Consider the following 15,131-nt stretch of genomic DNA (forward strand, 5'->3'; position numbering starts at 1 on the left):
ATCGTGTGCCCTGACAGGCGATCACCACACAGATCAACGATCTGCCGGTGGCCATTGTATAAAAAGCATATCTGCCTCGCTTGATGGTTTAAGTATTAGAACCTTCATCTTGCTTGATCTTCCGAGTTGAGGTTTGAATTCTTCGAAGCTTATTTTTTGACGCGCCGGAGTTGATTTGCACCACGCCCTTAAGACATTCGAGATTGAAGCACTCAAGAAACTGACCGCTGCTGTTCGTGGCCAGCCTGAGGATGCAATCCGCTCGCCGGCCGAGGCGTTGCTGCGAGATCTCGCCACCACTCTTGGTGCTGGCACAATCACGGTCGTGCCTGAAACGCCCGATCCCAACCTAGCTGTCCGCCCTGACATGGCCATTCTGCGTGGCGCGCTGATTGGGCATGTCGAACTGAAGGCGCCTGGCAAGGGCGCTGACCCCCGCCGGTTTGCCAAGGGGCATGACCGCGACCAGTGGGAAAAGTTGAAAGCTCTGCCAAATCTGATCTACTTCGATGGCGAGGAAATCTCGCTTTGGCGCTCAGGCGAACTGGCGCACGGCATTCTTCGGCTTGGCAGGCTGGACAAGAGCGGCCTAACGGTGCCCCCGGGACTGGATGCACTGCTGACAGATTTTCTGTCCTGGTCCCCGATTACACCGCGGACGGTGGGCGATCTGGCGCAGCAAACCGCACGCCTTTGCCGCCTTTTGCGCGATGAGGCTGCCGAACAGCTCAACGCCGGCAGCAAGCCCATCATCGGTCTGCGCAATGACTGGCGGGCAGCCCTTGCCCCTGGGGCCACGGACGCTGAGTTTGCGGATGGCTATGCCCAAGCCGTCACCTTCGGTCTGTTGATGGCACGGGCACGAGGAATTGCGCTGCACCGGACAGGCGATCTGCGCAAGGATTTCCAGAACGTCGGCCATGACCTGCGCGTCAGCGACACGCTGATCGGCACGGCGCTTGAGTTTCTGGGGGCAGACCCCGCGCCCTTGCGCACCTCGCTTGGCACGTTGGTGCGAGTCCTCGATGCAGTGGACTGGCCTTCGATCTCGAAAGGCGATCCCGAGGCCTGGCTTTATTTTTACGAGCCGTTCCTGAAGGCCTATGACCCTGCGCTGCACAGGCTGACCGGCACCTACTACACGCCCGCCGAAGTCGTCAGCGAGATGGTCCGGCTGGCTGACGACGCCCTGCGAGACCCTGCGCTGTTCGACCTTGTCGGCGGGCTCGCGCACCCGGACGTAACGCTCGCAGATCCCGCAACGGGAACCGGCACCTTCTTGCTGGCAGTGCTACGGCGCATCCGGGACAGCGTGACTGCGGACCAGGGCACGGGAGCGGTGCCAGGGGCGATTCGCGCCGCCGCCGGGCGGTTGATCGGATTCGAGCTTCAGTTCGGCCCCTTCGTCGTGGCCCAGCTTCGCTTGCTGGCAGAATTGCTGGAACTGACCTCGCCCGCTGGCGCCCCGGCTGCCGCGCTGCCTGCACCACGCGTTTATTTGACCGACACGCTGAGCGACCCCGAAGCCGCGCGTACGGCGTTGCCATCGCTGTTCGCGCCGATCACTGACTCCTACGCTGCCGCGAACGCCGTGAAGGCGGCCGAACCGATCACGGTGGTCATCGGCAATCCGCCCTATAAGGAAAAGGCCGAAGGACGCGGCGGCTGGATCGAGCAAGGACGTTACCGCAAAGACATCAACGCGCAGCAGGCCGGGCCGCTGGCCGATTGGGCACCCGCCACTGCTGACAGCGCCCATGCCAAGCACCTCAAGAACCTTTATGTCTATTTCTGGCGATGGGCTGCGTGGAAGGCGTGGGGCGAGGGAGCGGGCCAGGGTTCTAGGCGAGACCGGCGTGGCGTCGTCTGTTTCATCACTGTGGCGGGATTCCTGAACGGACCTGGCTTCAAGCGGATGCGGGCCGAGCTGCGGCGCGAGGCTGATGCGATCTGGATTATCGACTGCACGCCCGAAGGGCACCAGCCACCCGTGTCCAGCCGCATCTTTCAGAGCGTCCAGCAGCCTGTCTGCATCGTCATGGTCGCGCGCAAGGGGCAAGATGCCTCGGGACACGATGCGCGCGTTCTGTTCCGCCGTCTGCCCGAAGGGCCACGCACCGACAAGTTCGCAGCTTTGGCGAAGGTTGAGCTGAGCGATAGCGGTTGGGCCGAGGTCGCGGGCGGCGGGGGCGATCCGTTCCTGCCTGCTGCGCAAGGTGAGTGGGCGGGCTTCGCGCCGCTTGGAGAAATGTTTGGCTGGGACGGGTCCGGCGTCATGCCCGGTCGTACTTGGGTTATCGCTCCCGACCGGCAAAGCCTTGTTGACCGCTGGGACGCGCTGAAGGCGATGACTGATCCTGTGCAGCAGGCAGAAGCATTCTTTCCACATCTGCGGAACGGCAAACCGGGCGACAAGCACATCGACAAGACGGTCAAGAAACCGCTTGCAGGTCAACCATCGCGTCCACAGCCTGTCCGCGTGGATACTGGCGGATCGCCGAAGCCGTTGCGCTATGGAATGCGCAGCTTCGACCGCCAATGGATCCTTCCCGACGCGCGCCTCATCAACCAGCCCAACCCGACGCTATGGGAGTGGCACTCAGATAAGCAGGTATATCTTACGGCGCTCGCGCGCACCTCACCGCGCTCCGGTCCCGCTGTAACCTTCAGCGCGCTTGTCCCTGACCTCGACCACTACAAAGGTTCTTTCGGCGGTCGCGTGTTCCCGCTCTGGTCCGATGCCGCCGCCACGATCCCCAACGCTTTCACGGCCCTGCTCGACCACCTCGCGGCCATCCTCGGCCGACCTGTACCGCCCGAAGATCACTTCGCCTGGATCGCCGGCGTTGCCGCCCATCCCGCCTTCACCGCCCGCTTCGCCGCCGACCTGATCCGCCCTGGCCTGCGCATACCGTTGACCGCAGATCCTGCGCTTTGGGAAGAAGGCGTCCGGCTAGGCCGCCGCGTGGTTTGGCTGCACACCTATGGCGACCGCTTCGCCGACCCCGCCGAGGGCCGCCTCAGGGGAGCGCCCCGCATCCCCGGCGGACCCATCATCCCCGCCACCGGCGCGATTCCCGGCGATCCGGCAGATTTCCCTGACGAGCTGCGCTATGACGTGGTCCAGCAGCGCCTCCATGTCGGCAAGGGCCATGTAGACAACGTGGTGCCCAAGGTGCGCGCCTATGAGGTCTCGGGCAAGAACATCCTGACCCAGTGGTTCAGCTATCGCAAAGCCGATCGCACGCGTCCCCTGATGGGCGACAAGCGCCCGCCTTCGCCGCTCGACCGGATCCGTCCCGATGGATGGCTTGCTGACTACACCAGCGATTTGGTCAACCTCCTTCACGTCCTTACGGGCTTGGTCGATCTGGAACCTGCGCAGGCAGACCTCTTGGACCGGGTGATGGCTAGCCCGCTGATAGAGGTGGAAGATGTGCTGAAGGTGTCACCAAAGGCGGGAAAGTTGAGTCCAGGCAAGGGCGGGGATCAGCGGCAGAAAGAAATGGAAATCTAAGCAGGTTGCTTCGGATCGGTTAAAACGGCAGCCTTGGCCACCCCTCGATGACGCAGCCCGGTTGACCAGCCCGGCGCCGTCGCACCACCAGGCGGGGCAGCGGCGGGCTGGTCAACCGGATGGGGGTCGGCAAAGGCCTGATCCTAGAACCATTCTGCTCTCGTTTCGCAGGTCGCGCCTTAAGGCTTGTAACAAACATTGATTGTTGCTGTGCAGCCTTCACCGTTGCCGCCGGGTCCGCAATAGGCGCCAATCTCAAGGTATTCGCGATCTACTTCGCCCGTTTCCGGATCGACTTCAGCGATAACACGAGGGAAACCACTTTTCCCATTTACGTCAATACCAAGGGCAAAATAGTAGTTGCCAGTGGCTTCGAGCGATATTCCACGAATGTTGTGCTGCCCGTTCCAGGGTGTGGTAGCTTGCTTGTTGCTTGAATCCTTGCCGACAAGCCTCCCTGTAGCATTGCCCTGCATGTAGGATCTGTCCCGCTTATTTGGAATTTCCACACGAACCAGTTCGACTCCGCTACCCTGCCCTGTGTCGCGCTCGACGCTTGCAGAACCAGCGTACGTGAGTCCACTTGGGCAAGAGGCGGCCGCAAGAAGCTCATGTGGTAGAAAGATCGTGCCAAGAGTTATGGCCAACCCTATGGGTGCCGCTTTGCAGAGATCGCCACGCTTCATAATATCCTCCACCCTGTAAACAAAGATGCACGTTTGCTTCGAGCCGCGATGCCTCTCGAACTGGACGGAAGGCAGGTCCGCTATCCTGAACGAAGCCTGATGACTCTGCGGCTGTTCACGAGAAGCGTCATGACGCAGGTGCGCTATAGGCACATATTTATTTGGGCGCCTGACGGTCTCGGCATATCATGATGGCATTCAGCAGTCGGGTTCTCCATGCCCACCTCCCAGCCCTCGGAAGACCAGTTGATCGGTTGTCTGCATCAGGCCGCCCTTGAGCGGGCAGGATGGCAGGCGTTCGTGTCGGCACTGGAGCAGGTGTTCGGGGGGGCCAAAGCCTCAATCCACGGCGCGACAGGACCGAAGAATGCACCATTCCTTTCGGTTTCTGGCAGCTTCGACCCAACGTTTGCACGGTCCTATGTCGCGCATTACCAACGCATCAATCCCTTCATGCCGCTGTCAGCGGCACTTCCGCCGGGGCGGGCCAGGGTGTCGCCCATGGATCTGCCCGACGAGAAACTGCGCCGGACGGAATTCTACAATGACTGGTTGCGTCCCCAAGACGACTTGTCTCTTGCCGTAGCCCTGAAATCGCGTCCCTACCATGACCGGACCGTGGTCCTGTCGCTAAACATCCGGCGGCAGGACGGTGACCAGGTCGCCTTGCGCGCGCAGCAGATGTTGGACCGGCTGGAGCCGCATGTGTCCCACGCATTCCAGGTGGCCGAGATTATCTCGTCGATGTCTGCCCGTCATGGGCAGGCCAAAGGACATCACGGCGAGGCTGGCGGCCTTCTGATGCTGGACAACAGGCTGTCGCTGATCTGGGCGGAGCCTGACGCCATCCTGCAGGATGGTGAAGTTTTCCGACTGAATCCCTTCCACAAGGTGACGTTCCGTGACAGTGCTGTGCAGGAGTGGGCGAAGGCTGTTTGCCAGGCATCCGGCAAGACAGGGCGCCTTTCCTGTGTTGCTCAGACAGCCGATGGTTGGCAGATCAGGTTTGTGTCGGCAGAAGAAAATCCTCGCCTCCCTTCGCCCTTTTTTGGCGGAACTAGCTTTGCCGGACCTCGAAACCTGTTTCTTCTATCCAAACCAAAACAAGCCGCGCCGCCGCAGATGGTGCTGCAGGCACGCTTCGGATTGACGTCGACTGAAGCGGAGATTGCCACAGCGATTGCCAAAGGCAGATCTACCGACGAGATCGCCGCGGAACGGCAGGTCAGCCGCCACACAGTGCGCAATCAAGTGCGCGCGGTGCTGGATAAGATGGATGCGCGCCACCGGATAGACGTGACACGGATGCTGATGCAAATGAACAATTTGTACCAGCAGCTTTGAGGTCACAGCTGCTGGTCATCAGTAGTATCCGTTTTGATCAAGGGGCAATTTCGGCCCATTTCCGGTCGTCCCGGATCAGGGCGTTGGCGAGGACGATGAGCTTGCGCATCACCGCCGTGATGGCGACCTTCCAAGGCTTTCCGCCCTCGTAGAGCGTGAGGTAGATTTTCCGGAGCGGCGCGTTGTATCGGGTCGCGATGACGGCCGGCATGAACAGTAAGGTGCGCAGCCCGCTGCGGCCGCCGAAGATGCGGGCCTTGCCCTTCCAGCTTCCCGACTGCCGGGTGATCGGCGCGAGACCTGCCAGGCTCGCAGCCTCTTTCGGGGTCATCGTGCCGAGCTCGGGCATGTCCACGATCATGGCGGTGGCCGCCACCGGTCCGATGCCGCGGATGGACATCAGGATCTCGTAGCGCCGGGCCAGTTCGGGGTCGGCCTTGATGAGGCGAACCAACTCGGCATCGATCTGGGCAATCTGCCTGTCGATCTGACGTTCCCGTGCCTTGAGCTGGCTGACGACCATCTTGTTACGCGCCGTGTCCAGTCGGTTCCTGCAGGCGGTGCGATCCTTGATCAGAGCCACGCGCGCGACATGCAGCTCCTTGATTTCATGCATGCTCTTGCTGCGGACGGGCGTCGGTTCGAGCGCCAGCGTCGATCCCATACGCGCGAGCATCTTGGCATCGACGCGGTCGGTCTTGGCGATGTTCCCGGTCGCCTGCGCGTAGCGACGCGCGCGCGAGGGATTGACCTTGACCGGCCCGTGTCCCGCCTTCGACAGCGCTGCCTCGAGGTCGCGATGGAACCGTCCCGTCGCCTCGTAGATGACGCGGACCGGATCGGCCCCGAGCCATTTGCAGAGCGCCTTGAGCCCGTCCGTGTCGTTCGAAAACCGCATGTGCCTGCGGTCGGAAAGGCGCCAGACTTCGAGTGTGGCTTTGGAAATGTCCACGCCGATGGTATCGTTCATTGCTTTTCGTCTCCTGGCCTTGTCATGCGGGGCAACGGGCAGACCGTTCCCCAGGTATCCGTTCAGGACATGCGAAAAGCGGGGGGTGACCAAACTACTGACCGGCCCTGATGAGACCACCTCCATAACGGCCCGGCCCCCCGCTGCTTCCCGGCATGTTTGGGGTGCCGGGAAGCAGCTCCCGTATCGCACAGGAACCGGGGTCCGGATTAAGACAAGGTCCATCGGCGGCCATGCGCGCAGCGGCCTCCGGTCCAAGGTGTCTGGCTCATAGCAACACCTGCCGCATCCCGTCCTTTGGCCGGGACCGCGCTCCAGGCTTCGGCCGGCTGCACCGGCCTGCGCCCCGAGCCTAGACCCCTGCCCCTCCTTTGCGGCTTTTCCCGCGCTGTCTGTCTCGTCCCGAGCCAGCCTGCGCGGGGCCGCAATAGTCGGTCCAGCGGTCCAGTCTCGGCCCTGTCGGGTCACGATCGCTTGCGGGGGTAGCCCGGTTGTCCAGCCTCGCACTGGCCCGACCTTGGGAGGGACAGGGGGAGGCCGAAGCAGGCCCGCGCGAGACCCCAGGGATCGAGCAAGGGCCTGTGGTCAACCGGGCGGGCGGCTGCAGGCCACGGACAGACCTTTCCACAAGGCGGCTCGCTTCCCTTCGCTCCCGTGATGGCGCGTCCAGCTCGCCGTCCTGCAAGGCCCGCCGCACGAGAAAGGCGGCAGGCTGGATAGCTCTGGCCGAAGAAGATGCGGAGATCCCCGCGCCCGCGCGGTGATCGGGGGCAAAGGCGCGTGAGCGCGCCTGGCAGGGGGTTTCGGACGAGCCGAACGCCCCTGCCTGTCCCTGGGCCCCGCGCGAAGGGCGCGTGTCCGGTCATGGGAACCGCCGGTTCCCCCGCGCAAGGCCGTCCGCTTCACGGGGCGAAGGGGTTTCCCCAACCACGGTCCCGGCCGGGGCCGGGCTGCGTGGCTGGGTGATCCCCCTCCCCTTCGCCCCTACGGACAACCTTGCCCGGGTCCCCCTCCTGCCCTCGCCGGGAGGCAGGGTTTCAGGAGAGGCGCCGCTTCGCGGTCCTCCCCTGCAACCCCGCCCGATTATCGGCACCAGACCGAACGGGCATCACCACAAGGAAAGAGCCATGAACGGCATGTCCCATTCCACCTATGTCTGCGGCTATTGCGGATCCGAGCAGTCGCGCGAATTTCCCCCATGCACCTGTCCAGATTGCGGCCATTTCGGCCCCGAGCGTGATTTCCCGAGCCGCGAATCCCTGGCCGTCGCGCAGCAAAGCGACCGCCTTCGCGCCGCCCTTGCCCTGATCGCCCCCCGGCTTTGCCAAGAGCGGATCGACCTGGCTCTTGATGAGGGGGCCGATCTAATCCGCGCCGCCACCGTGACCGTCGCACCCGACTTGCGCGGCAGCATCATCCTGACACCCGGCATTGCCGCCGAGGGCATCGCCTTCGTGCAGGAGGCAGTTGTCGCCTGTGCCGTGGATCGCAACTTCACCGAAAGCAACGATCCTTGGGCCGATCATAGCTTCGGCACCCTCGACGTGCAGGGCAAGCGCATCTGGTGGAAAATCGACCTTTATGATGCCGATTGCAGTGGAGGCGCAGAGAACCCCGCCGATCCGGCAGAAACGCATCGCGTCGTGACGATCCTGTTCCCGTCCGAATACTGACGCGCCCGAAATCGGCCCGTTCCGCTCCGTGCGGGCCGATGTTTCCCGAAACCGCAACCCGGAAAGGGGGTGAACTTATGAGCAGTGAAACCTTGCAGCGCCGCCTCGCAGAAGCGTGGGCGCTTGTCAGGAAGGGCGACACCTTTGGCATCGGACGCCGCTTCCTGATCCAGCACGGGGCTATCTGATAGCCCGTCCTGCCCCCGAAAGGGGGCAGGACACCCATAACACAAAATCTCACCACAGAACAAGGATTGACCCCATGAAGCACGAACCCATCATCAGCACGGTTGAGCAGGTGCCCTTTGCTGATCTTTACGTCTCGCCCTTGAACCCGCGCACCGTGTTCAGCCCCGAAGGTATCGAGGCCCTGGCCGAGAACATCCGCCAGCTTGGTCTGATCCAGAACCTTGGCGGCTTGCGCGATGCGGACGGCAGGACCGGCATCGTGTTCGGTGGCCGCAGGTTGCGCGCCCTGGCCTTGCTGCAAGACGATCCGCGCTTTGCCACCGTGCCGGTCAGGATCGCGCCCGATCAGGACACCGCCGAAACCTGGGCTGCCAGCGAAAACCATCAGCGCGAACAGCCCAATGCCGCCGACGAGATCCGCGAATATGGCAAGATGGCCGCGCGAGGCGTGGCGGTCCCGTCCATTGCCGTCGCTTTCGGCGTCACCGAGGCGCATGTTTACCGCCGCTTGAAGCTGGCGTCCCTTCCTGCGCCTGTCCTCGACGCCCTGAAATCCGGGCAGATCACCCTGTCCAACGCCGCTGCCTTCACCATCAGCGAGGACGAGGCCCACAGCCTTGAGGTTCTGGACCGGATCAAGGGCGAAGGCTACAGCGATCACAGCATTAGGCAGATGCTGAAACCGGACGCCGTGCGCCATACCGACCGCCGCGCGGTTTTCGTGGGGCTTGATGCCTACAAGGTCGCTGGCGGGCGCATCACCGCCGACCTGTTCGCGGACCAGTCCTTTGTCGAGGACGTGGCCCTGCTGGACGACCTGTTCGCCGCCAAGCTGGCCGAAGCTGTCGAAGGCTTCACCGCCGAGGGCTGGAAATGGGCCGAGACGATCCCCGGCAGCTACATCGGTTATCACGAAATCGAGGACCGCAAGCTGGATCGCATCTATCCGCAGGAGGGCGCGCTGTCCGAAGAACAGGCCGCGCGTTATGACGAACTGGCCGAACTGTCGGAAGCCGGGGCACTTGACGACGCGGGCGAGGCCGAACTTGCGGCCCTGCAATCGGTTCTGGACGGCGGTTTCAGCGAGGACCAGAAGGCCCTTGCCGGGATCATCGTTTATGTGGACTCGCGTGGCGACCTGAAAACCGCTGACGGTCTGGTGACGCGCGAGGACCGCGCCGCTGCCATCGAAGCCGGTTTCCTGCGCGCGTCCGCCCATCTGGCGGATGCTGCCGAAGCACCGAAGTCGCCCATCAGCGCCGCCTTGAAGGACGATCTGGGCCGGGTTGCGACCGGCGCGCGGCAACATGCGATCCTGCGCGACCCCGATCTGCTGCTGGACCTGCTGGCCTATCAGTTGAGCCACGGCCTGCAATGGCGCAAGCCCTTCGGCCTTGGCGTCGAGGACGTGCCGAACTGGCCCACCACCGAAGCCGAAGGCTATGATCTGGATGCCCGTCTGGTCGGATCGCGGCCCCGCGACATGATGGGCAAGGATCTCGCCAAGTCCTTCCGTGCCTTCCGCCAGAAGGGGCAGGATCACGGGCGGGGCGAACTGATCCGCTGCCTTGCCGCGCTGTTCCGGGGCGGCGACGAACACCTTGCCGCACTGATCGACAAGGAAACGCAGCCGAGCATCCGCGAAGTCTGGACGCCAACAGCCAGCAATTTCTTTGGCCGCGTCGGCGGGGCCTATCTCAATGACCTGTGGCGCGACCTGCTGGACCTGTCGGAAGAACACCCCACCGCCACCAGCTTCGCCAAGCTGAAAAAGGGAGAGAAGGCCGCGAAGCTGGACGCCCTGTTCAGCGATGCCGACCTGCGCAGCGCCCTTGGCGTGACCGAGACGCAGGCCGCGCGGATCGACGCTTGGTTGCCCGAAGGCATGAAGTGACACGATGCGGCAGGGCGCGAACGCCCTGCCGCGTTATCCCACCCGACAGGAGATCATCGGAATGACCATCGGAGACCTCGAACGCCGTGCCGGGATCGAGCAGACCCCGGAAGCCCGCGCCAGGTTCTGGAAACCCTTTGCCCATCTTGAAGCCCGCGCCATGCTCGATGCCGGACGGGAGGAATTGCAGCGGATCATCGGGGAAAAGACCCATGACAGCGCCGATCCCGTGGACGGCCTGACAGTCGAGGAACGGGACGCCTTGCGGGCCTTCGCAGCCAAGGAGGGCCGGTGTTGGAAGGCCGAACTCCGCAAGCAATGGATGAACGCCAGCGCCAGCCCCGTCCTTCACGGCCTGCGCAACCGGCTTGGACCTTCGTGGCTTGTCCGGTTCCGCCTCCATCGCTGACCGGACGCCCGAGGGCAAGACGTGAGACAATCGGCAAGGCGTTCCGCGCCCTGCCTTCCCCGGATGGAGGCACCCATGCGTTTCAAACGATGCGAACGTCACCCGTTCACCGACACCAGCCGCAAGCGTGCCGCGCTGCGGCGCAAGCAGCGCCTTGAGCGCGAAGCCCTGCCCCTGCTGGCCGACTTGGTTGCCGAGGCGCAACCGTCCGAGGACGAGGTGATGGACGCCCGTGCGGTCCAATGGCTTGACCACGAGCGCCGCAGCCGCGCCTTGCGCGCAGACCGCTGGCGCGAAGCCCGGCGCCGCCTGTCGGCCTTTTCCGCCAACGAGCGGGCTGTCCTGCGCGCGGCCTGGGACCGCGCCCCTTATCCTGCCGATCCGGTCTATCTGCTGGATTTCCTGCACGGCTACAGCATGGGCCGGTTTACACTCGATCAGATGCCGTTCGACCTGGTGCTGCGCGATCAGCACGGACGCCGGATCAGCCCCCGCCCTTTCGCTGCCGATGGAGGTTGCCATGCCTGACTTCACCGCACACCGTCACCCTATCCTTGCCGTGCGCTGCCCGAGCTGCGGAAGCGCCCCCGGTATCTGGTGCCGCCGCCCGAGCGGGCACCGCGCCAGCGGTCTGCACGACGAACGCGCGGCAGAGGCCGACCGCGTGTTCATAGAGCAGCATGGATGGGAGGCCAGCATTTTCCGCGATGGCGATGGCTGGATCATCGACCCGAGAGGCCGCGCAAGTATCCGCCCACAGCCCGACAAGATGGCCCTGTTCTGATGGAAACATGACCCTGCCGCTGGCGTTGTGCTGCCGGGAGTGATACCTGAAACGAGTATTTCTCAGCCGCCGTTCCGTCCTTGGGGCGAGGCTGCACCCCGAATATCCTTGTGGTGAGGATAGCACTGGCCCTGCTTCGGTAGGGCCTTTTCTTTTGTCCAGGCGCAGCCCTCTTGGTTTGCCCGCCACGGCGGGACAATGCCCCGCCGCGCCGGCCCCGCGCTGTTCGCGCGGAACCGCTGCGCGGGAAAGGAAAGCGCGTCTGGCGCCGCGCTTACGCCCATGAAGCGCGCCGGGGCGGGGTCGTGGTTGTCTGCGTTCCGGCAGTTACCCTTGACGGCCAACTTGAGCATTAGCCGTGGAGGATGGGGCAGAAGAACAAGGACGCCTGGCGGCGTCCTGCCCGCCTGACGGGGAGCTTCAGCTATCGCTGGCATGGTCCTGAAACAGACGCATCACGATCATCTTCTGGTAAGGTCCGCATCCTGGGTGTTGTGGGTGCAGGCTTCAAAGCTATGCTTGGATCAAGGTTCAAGCCTTGTGCGGCGTCCAGGTCAGGAATGGCAGATGATCTATCAAGTGATTTATGCAAACTGGATCGACGGCATTCGCGATACTGGCGGAGTATCGGATTGCCCTCGCGATGTGTCCAACGCCTTCAAGGCGGCAAAGAACTTCTGCATGGCGGAGGCACGGAAAAGAGGGGTTGAGCCAAATCCTGTTGTAAACTGGGCCGCCGATGTCATGGCGGCCTTTATGGTGTCCTGCGTCAAGAATGATGAATCCAATATCTGGGAAATCATGATGCCCGGTGATGATATTTGCGAGGTGTTCAGGGTCGAGGCGGAACGCAATACCGGCATGATCCACGAGGTTCTGATGAAGGGCGCAAAAGCCCATCCGAGATTGTTGAGAACCGGCCTGATCGCTCTTTGCTCACAGTTGCGGGTTGCCCCAACAGGATCAGGCAAGGGCGTCGGCAACATCAGAAGATTGTTCTAGCCGCCTCCCGGCTTGTGCCGGGACCGCGCTCCAGGCTCCGGCCGGCTTCACCGGCCTGCGCCCCGAGCCTGGCCCCCTGCCCCTCCTTTGCGGCTTTTCCCGCGCCGCCCGTCTCGTCCCGAGCCAGCCTGTGCGGGGCCGCAATAGTCGGTCCAGCGGCCCAGTCTCGGCCCTTCGGGTGACAATCGCTTGCGGGGTAGCCCGGTTGTCCAGCCTCGCGCCGGAACGACCTTGGGAGTGGAGGCGGGAGGCCGAAGCAGGCTGTAAGCGAGACCACAGGGATCGAGCGTCAGCCTGTGGTCAACCGGGCGGGCGGTTGGGTGATCCGGTCAAACCTTCCCACAGGGCGGCTCGCTTCCCTTCGCTCCATGATGGGCGCGTCCAGCTCGCCGCCCTGCAAGGCCCGCCGCCAGGAGAGAGGCGGCAGGCTGGATAGCTTCGACCGGGAAAGATGATGGAGAGATCCCCGCGAAGGCACGGGGATCGAGGCAAAGGCGCGGGACCGCGCCTGGCCGGGGGATTCGGACAAGCCGAACGCCCCTGCCCTTTGTGGGGCCACGCGCGAAGGGCGCGTGTCCGTTCAGGGGAACCGCCGGTTCCCCCACGCAAGGCCGTCCGCTTCACGGGGCGAAGGGGTTTCCCCGGCCTTCCTGCGCCTTCGGCTTCGTGCAGGCCGGGTGATCCCCCTCCCCTTCGCCCCTACGGACAACCTTGCGCGGGTCCCCCTCCTGCCCTCGCCGGGAGGCAGGGTTTCAGGAGAGGCGCCGCTTCGCGGTCCTCACCTGCAACCCCGCCCGATTATCGGCACCAGACCGAACGGGCATCACCACAAGGAAGGCCACAAATGGCTGACAAGTTCGACCTCTACGCCCACATCACCGACAGCATCATTGCCAGCATCGAGGCGGGCACCCCCGCTTGGCGCAAGCCGTGGACCGGCGACAAGGGCGGCGCACCCTTCCCGCTGCGGAGCAACGGCGAACCCTATTCCGGCATCAACGTCCTGATGTTGTGGCTGGCCGCTGACGCCAAGGGCTACCGCGCCGCCCGTTGGTTCACCTACAAGCAAGCCCAAGAGGCAGGCGGTCAGGTCCGCAAGGGCGAGAAATCGTCAACCGTCGTGAAATACGGCACCTTCGAGCGGGAGGACGCGGACACCGGCGAGGAGCGCCGCCTGCCCTACCTGAAAGCCTACCGCGTCTTTAACGCCGAGCAGATCGACGGCCTGCCCGCCGAATATTACGGCACCCCCGCCGAGCCTGCCCGCGACCTTGGCACCGAGGCCGACCCCGCCCTTGACGCATTTTTCGCAGCCACCGGCGCGGACATTCGCACCAGCGACGAGCCGCAAGCCTTCTACAACCCCGCCGAGGACTTCATTCACATGCCGCCGATTGCGACGTTCCACAGCGCCGCAGGCTACTATGCCACGCTTGCCCACGAGGCGACCCACTGGACTGGCCACAAGTGCCGCCTTGACCGCTTTTCCCGCTTCAATGACCGCAAGGCTTATGCCTTCGAGGAACTGATTGCCGAGATTGGCAACTGCATGACCTGCGCCCGGCTTGGCCTGACCCCCGATTTTGACCAGTCCGGCGCTTATGTTCAAAGCTGGTTGCGCGCATTGACCGACGACAAGCGGCTGATCTTCAAAGCGGCCAGCGAGGCGCAGAAGGCTGCCGAATGGCTGATGAAGGGTCAGCAGATCGAGGACGACGAAAGGGCCGTCGCTTGAGCGGCCCCCACGCCTTGCCGGAATTGTCCTGCCGCAAATGCGGCAGCGTCAATCCATGGGTCTACTTCGCGCCGGTCGTTGTGGATGGAACGGGAACCTGCATCTGCATGGAATGTGCGGGGGCGCGCGGCTGGCTGGACCGCAGCGGTAATCTCAAACCGGGGGTCGCACTATGATCTAGAGGTGCGCGACGATCCCGATGACCTGTCGATCATCTGCGCTAACGAAGCCGAGGCCCGCCGCCGAGAACGGCGACGGGCCGCGCGCATCGGTCAGCCGGTCCTGATCTATGAAATAGACGACCGCCACGGCGAGCGTTTCATCTGCACGGTTGATTAAGGCCCCTGCCCTTGCGTCCCGCCTCGCGCAGGGCGCAACCTATCGCCCAAGTAGGCCACGCGCGCCCCGGCCGCGGCCGGACCACGCGCCGCCATGCGCCTCTGCGGCGCCCGCAGCCGCTTGCGCGCCACGCTGGCCCTTGTCCTGCATCAGCCGTCCTTCGGGACGCAGACCGTCAGAAAGCGGTTCGGCTCGCTTACTGCCTCAACCACCTGCACGCGCGCCGCTTCACACGCCGCCTTGCTCGAAAACTCGGCCGAAAAGCCACCGCCCATGACGATCACCAGAAGAACATACATCAGTTTTCCCTTGTCTTGAGCCGCACTCCCGGCCCGCCATTATCCACCGCTAGGAACTCCACCCCCGCCGCTTCAAGGGCGTGGCGCAGCGCATTGAGAACCACCGCCGAGGTTTTCGGGCCGGTATCGCTTTCCGCGCGGCGAATGGTTGCGATGCCCACCTTTGCCCGCTCGGCCAGATCATCCGCCGACAGCTTCACCAAAGCCCGCGCGGCCCTGATCTGTGCGGGTATGATTTCATTTGGATCATTTGATTTCATATTGATCGAACATAGCTCGCTTGATAGGTT

General features: G+C 63.7%; 14 protein-coding genes. 10 read left to right on the forward strand and 4 right to left on the reverse strand.

Annotated elements, in window-relative coordinates; translation table 11 throughout:
- Nucleotides 1-175: 175 nt before the first annotated feature.
- Nucleotides 176-3,517 carry a type ISP restriction/modification enzyme gene (locus CHB77_RS16775; protein ID WP_217896911.1) on the forward strand — a complete coding sequence of 1,114 codons (3,342 nt, stop codon included), beginning with the start codon at nucleotides 176-178 and terminating at the stop codon, nucleotides 3,515-3,517.
- Between the two features lie 179 nt (nucleotides 3,518-3,696).
- Here the strand turns inward: CHB77_RS16775 and CHB77_RS18185 are convergent, their stop codons facing one another.
- Nucleotides 3,697-4,203, reverse strand: a complete 507-nt coding sequence (locus CHB77_RS18185; RefSeq protein WP_141133743.1) for a hypothetical protein — start codon at nucleotides 4,201-4,203, stop codon at nucleotides 3,697-3,699.
- Between the two features lie 216 nt (nucleotides 4,204-4,419).
- On the opposite strand from CHB77_RS18185, the gene CHB77_RS16780 reads away from it, so the two are divergent.
- Nucleotides 4,420-5,547, forward strand: coding sequence for a response regulator transcription factor (locus tag CHB77_RS16780; RefSeq protein WP_089389333.1), 1,128 nt, complete (start codon nucleotides 4,420-4,422; stop codon nucleotides 5,545-5,547).
- Between the two features lie 37 nt (nucleotides 5,548-5,584).
- Here the strand turns inward: CHB77_RS16780 and CHB77_RS16785 are convergent, their stop codons facing one another.
- Nucleotides 5,585-6,517 (reverse strand): IS110 family RNA-guided transposase, encoded by a 933-nt coding sequence (locus CHB77_RS16785; RefSeq protein WP_089389334.1) that lies wholly within the window; start codon nucleotides 6,515-6,517, stop codon nucleotides 5,585-5,587.
- A gap of 1,127 nt (nucleotides 6,518-7,644) precedes the next feature.
- Between CHB77_RS16785 and CHB77_RS16790 the strand changes: the two genes are divergently transcribed.
- From CHB77_RS16790 to CHB77_RS18435, 8 genes are all read left to right on the forward strand, one after another.
- The gene (locus CHB77_RS16790) at nucleotides 7,645-8,190 is read left to right on the forward strand and encodes a DUF3768 domain-containing protein (RefSeq protein ID WP_089389335.1); all 546 of its coding nucleotides are present in this window, start codon (nucleotides 7,645-7,647) and stop codon (nucleotides 8,188-8,190) included.
- 262 nt (nucleotides 8,191-8,452) lie between these two features.
- On the forward strand, nucleotides 8,453-10,273 hold the full coding sequence (locus CHB77_RS16795) for a ParB/RepB/Spo0J family partition protein (protein ID WP_089389336.1): 1,821 nt from the start codon (nucleotides 8,453-8,455) through the stop codon (nucleotides 10,271-10,273).
- Between the two features lie 61 nt (nucleotides 10,274-10,334).
- On the forward strand, nucleotides 10,335-10,682 hold the full coding sequence (locus CHB77_RS16800; RefSeq protein WP_141133744.1) for a hypothetical protein: 348 nt from the start codon (nucleotides 10,335-10,337) through the stop codon (nucleotides 10,680-10,682).
- A 75-nt stretch (nucleotides 10,683-10,757) separates the two neighbouring features.
- Complete coding sequence (locus tag CHB77_RS16805; RefSeq protein WP_089389361.1) at nucleotides 10,758-11,210, forward strand: hypothetical protein; 453 nt, start codon at nucleotides 10,758-10,760, stop codon at nucleotides 11,208-11,210.
- Nucleotides 11,203-11,466 carry a zinc finger domain-containing protein gene (locus tag CHB77_RS16810; RefSeq protein ID WP_089389362.1) on the forward strand — a complete coding sequence of 88 codons (264 nt, stop codon included), beginning with the start codon at nucleotides 11,203-11,205 and terminating at the stop codon, nucleotides 11,464-11,466. Before CHB77_RS16805 ends, CHB77_RS16810 begins: the two co-directional genes overlap by 8 nt.
- A 567-nt stretch (nucleotides 11,467-12,033) precedes the next feature.
- On the forward strand, nucleotides 12,034-12,468 hold the full coding sequence (locus CHB77_RS16815; protein WP_089389338.1) for a hypothetical protein: 435 nt from the start codon (nucleotides 12,034-12,036) through the stop codon (nucleotides 12,466-12,468).
- A gap of 844 nt (nucleotides 12,469-13,312) precedes the next feature.
- The gene (locus tag CHB77_RS16820) at nucleotides 13,313-14,203 is read left to right on the forward strand and encodes an ArdC family protein (protein ID WP_089389339.1); all 891 of its coding nucleotides are present in this window, start codon (nucleotides 13,313-13,315) and stop codon (nucleotides 14,201-14,203) included.
- A 183-nt stretch (nucleotides 14,204-14,386) separates the two neighbouring features.
- Nucleotides 14,387-14,542 carry a hypothetical protein gene (locus CHB77_RS18435; RefSeq protein ID WP_176430366.1) on the forward strand — a complete coding sequence of 52 codons (156 nt, stop codon included), beginning with the start codon at nucleotides 14,387-14,389 and terminating at the stop codon, nucleotides 14,540-14,542.
- A gap of 149 nt (nucleotides 14,543-14,691) precedes the next feature.
- On the opposite strand, the gene CHB77_RS18440 is transcribed toward CHB77_RS18435, so the two are convergent.
- Nucleotides 14,692-14,841 carry a hypothetical protein gene (locus tag CHB77_RS18440; protein ID WP_176430367.1) on the reverse strand — a complete coding sequence of 50 codons (150 nt, stop codon included), beginning with the start codon at nucleotides 14,839-14,841 and terminating at the stop codon, nucleotides 14,692-14,694.
- On the reverse strand, nucleotides 14,841-15,101 hold the full coding sequence (locus CHB77_RS16825; protein WP_089389340.1) for a helix-turn-helix domain-containing protein: 261 nt from the start codon (nucleotides 15,099-15,101) through the stop codon (nucleotides 14,841-14,843). The genes CHB77_RS18440 and CHB77_RS16825 overlap by 1 nt, the downstream gene beginning before the upstream one ends.
- Between the last annotated feature and the right edge of the window lie 30 nt (nucleotides 15,102-15,131).

It is taken from the genome of Paracoccus sediminis, assembly GCF_900188295.1.
Classification (GTDB): domain Bacteria; phylum Pseudomonadota; class Alphaproteobacteria; order Rhodobacterales; family Rhodobacteraceae; genus Paracoccus; species Paracoccus sediminis.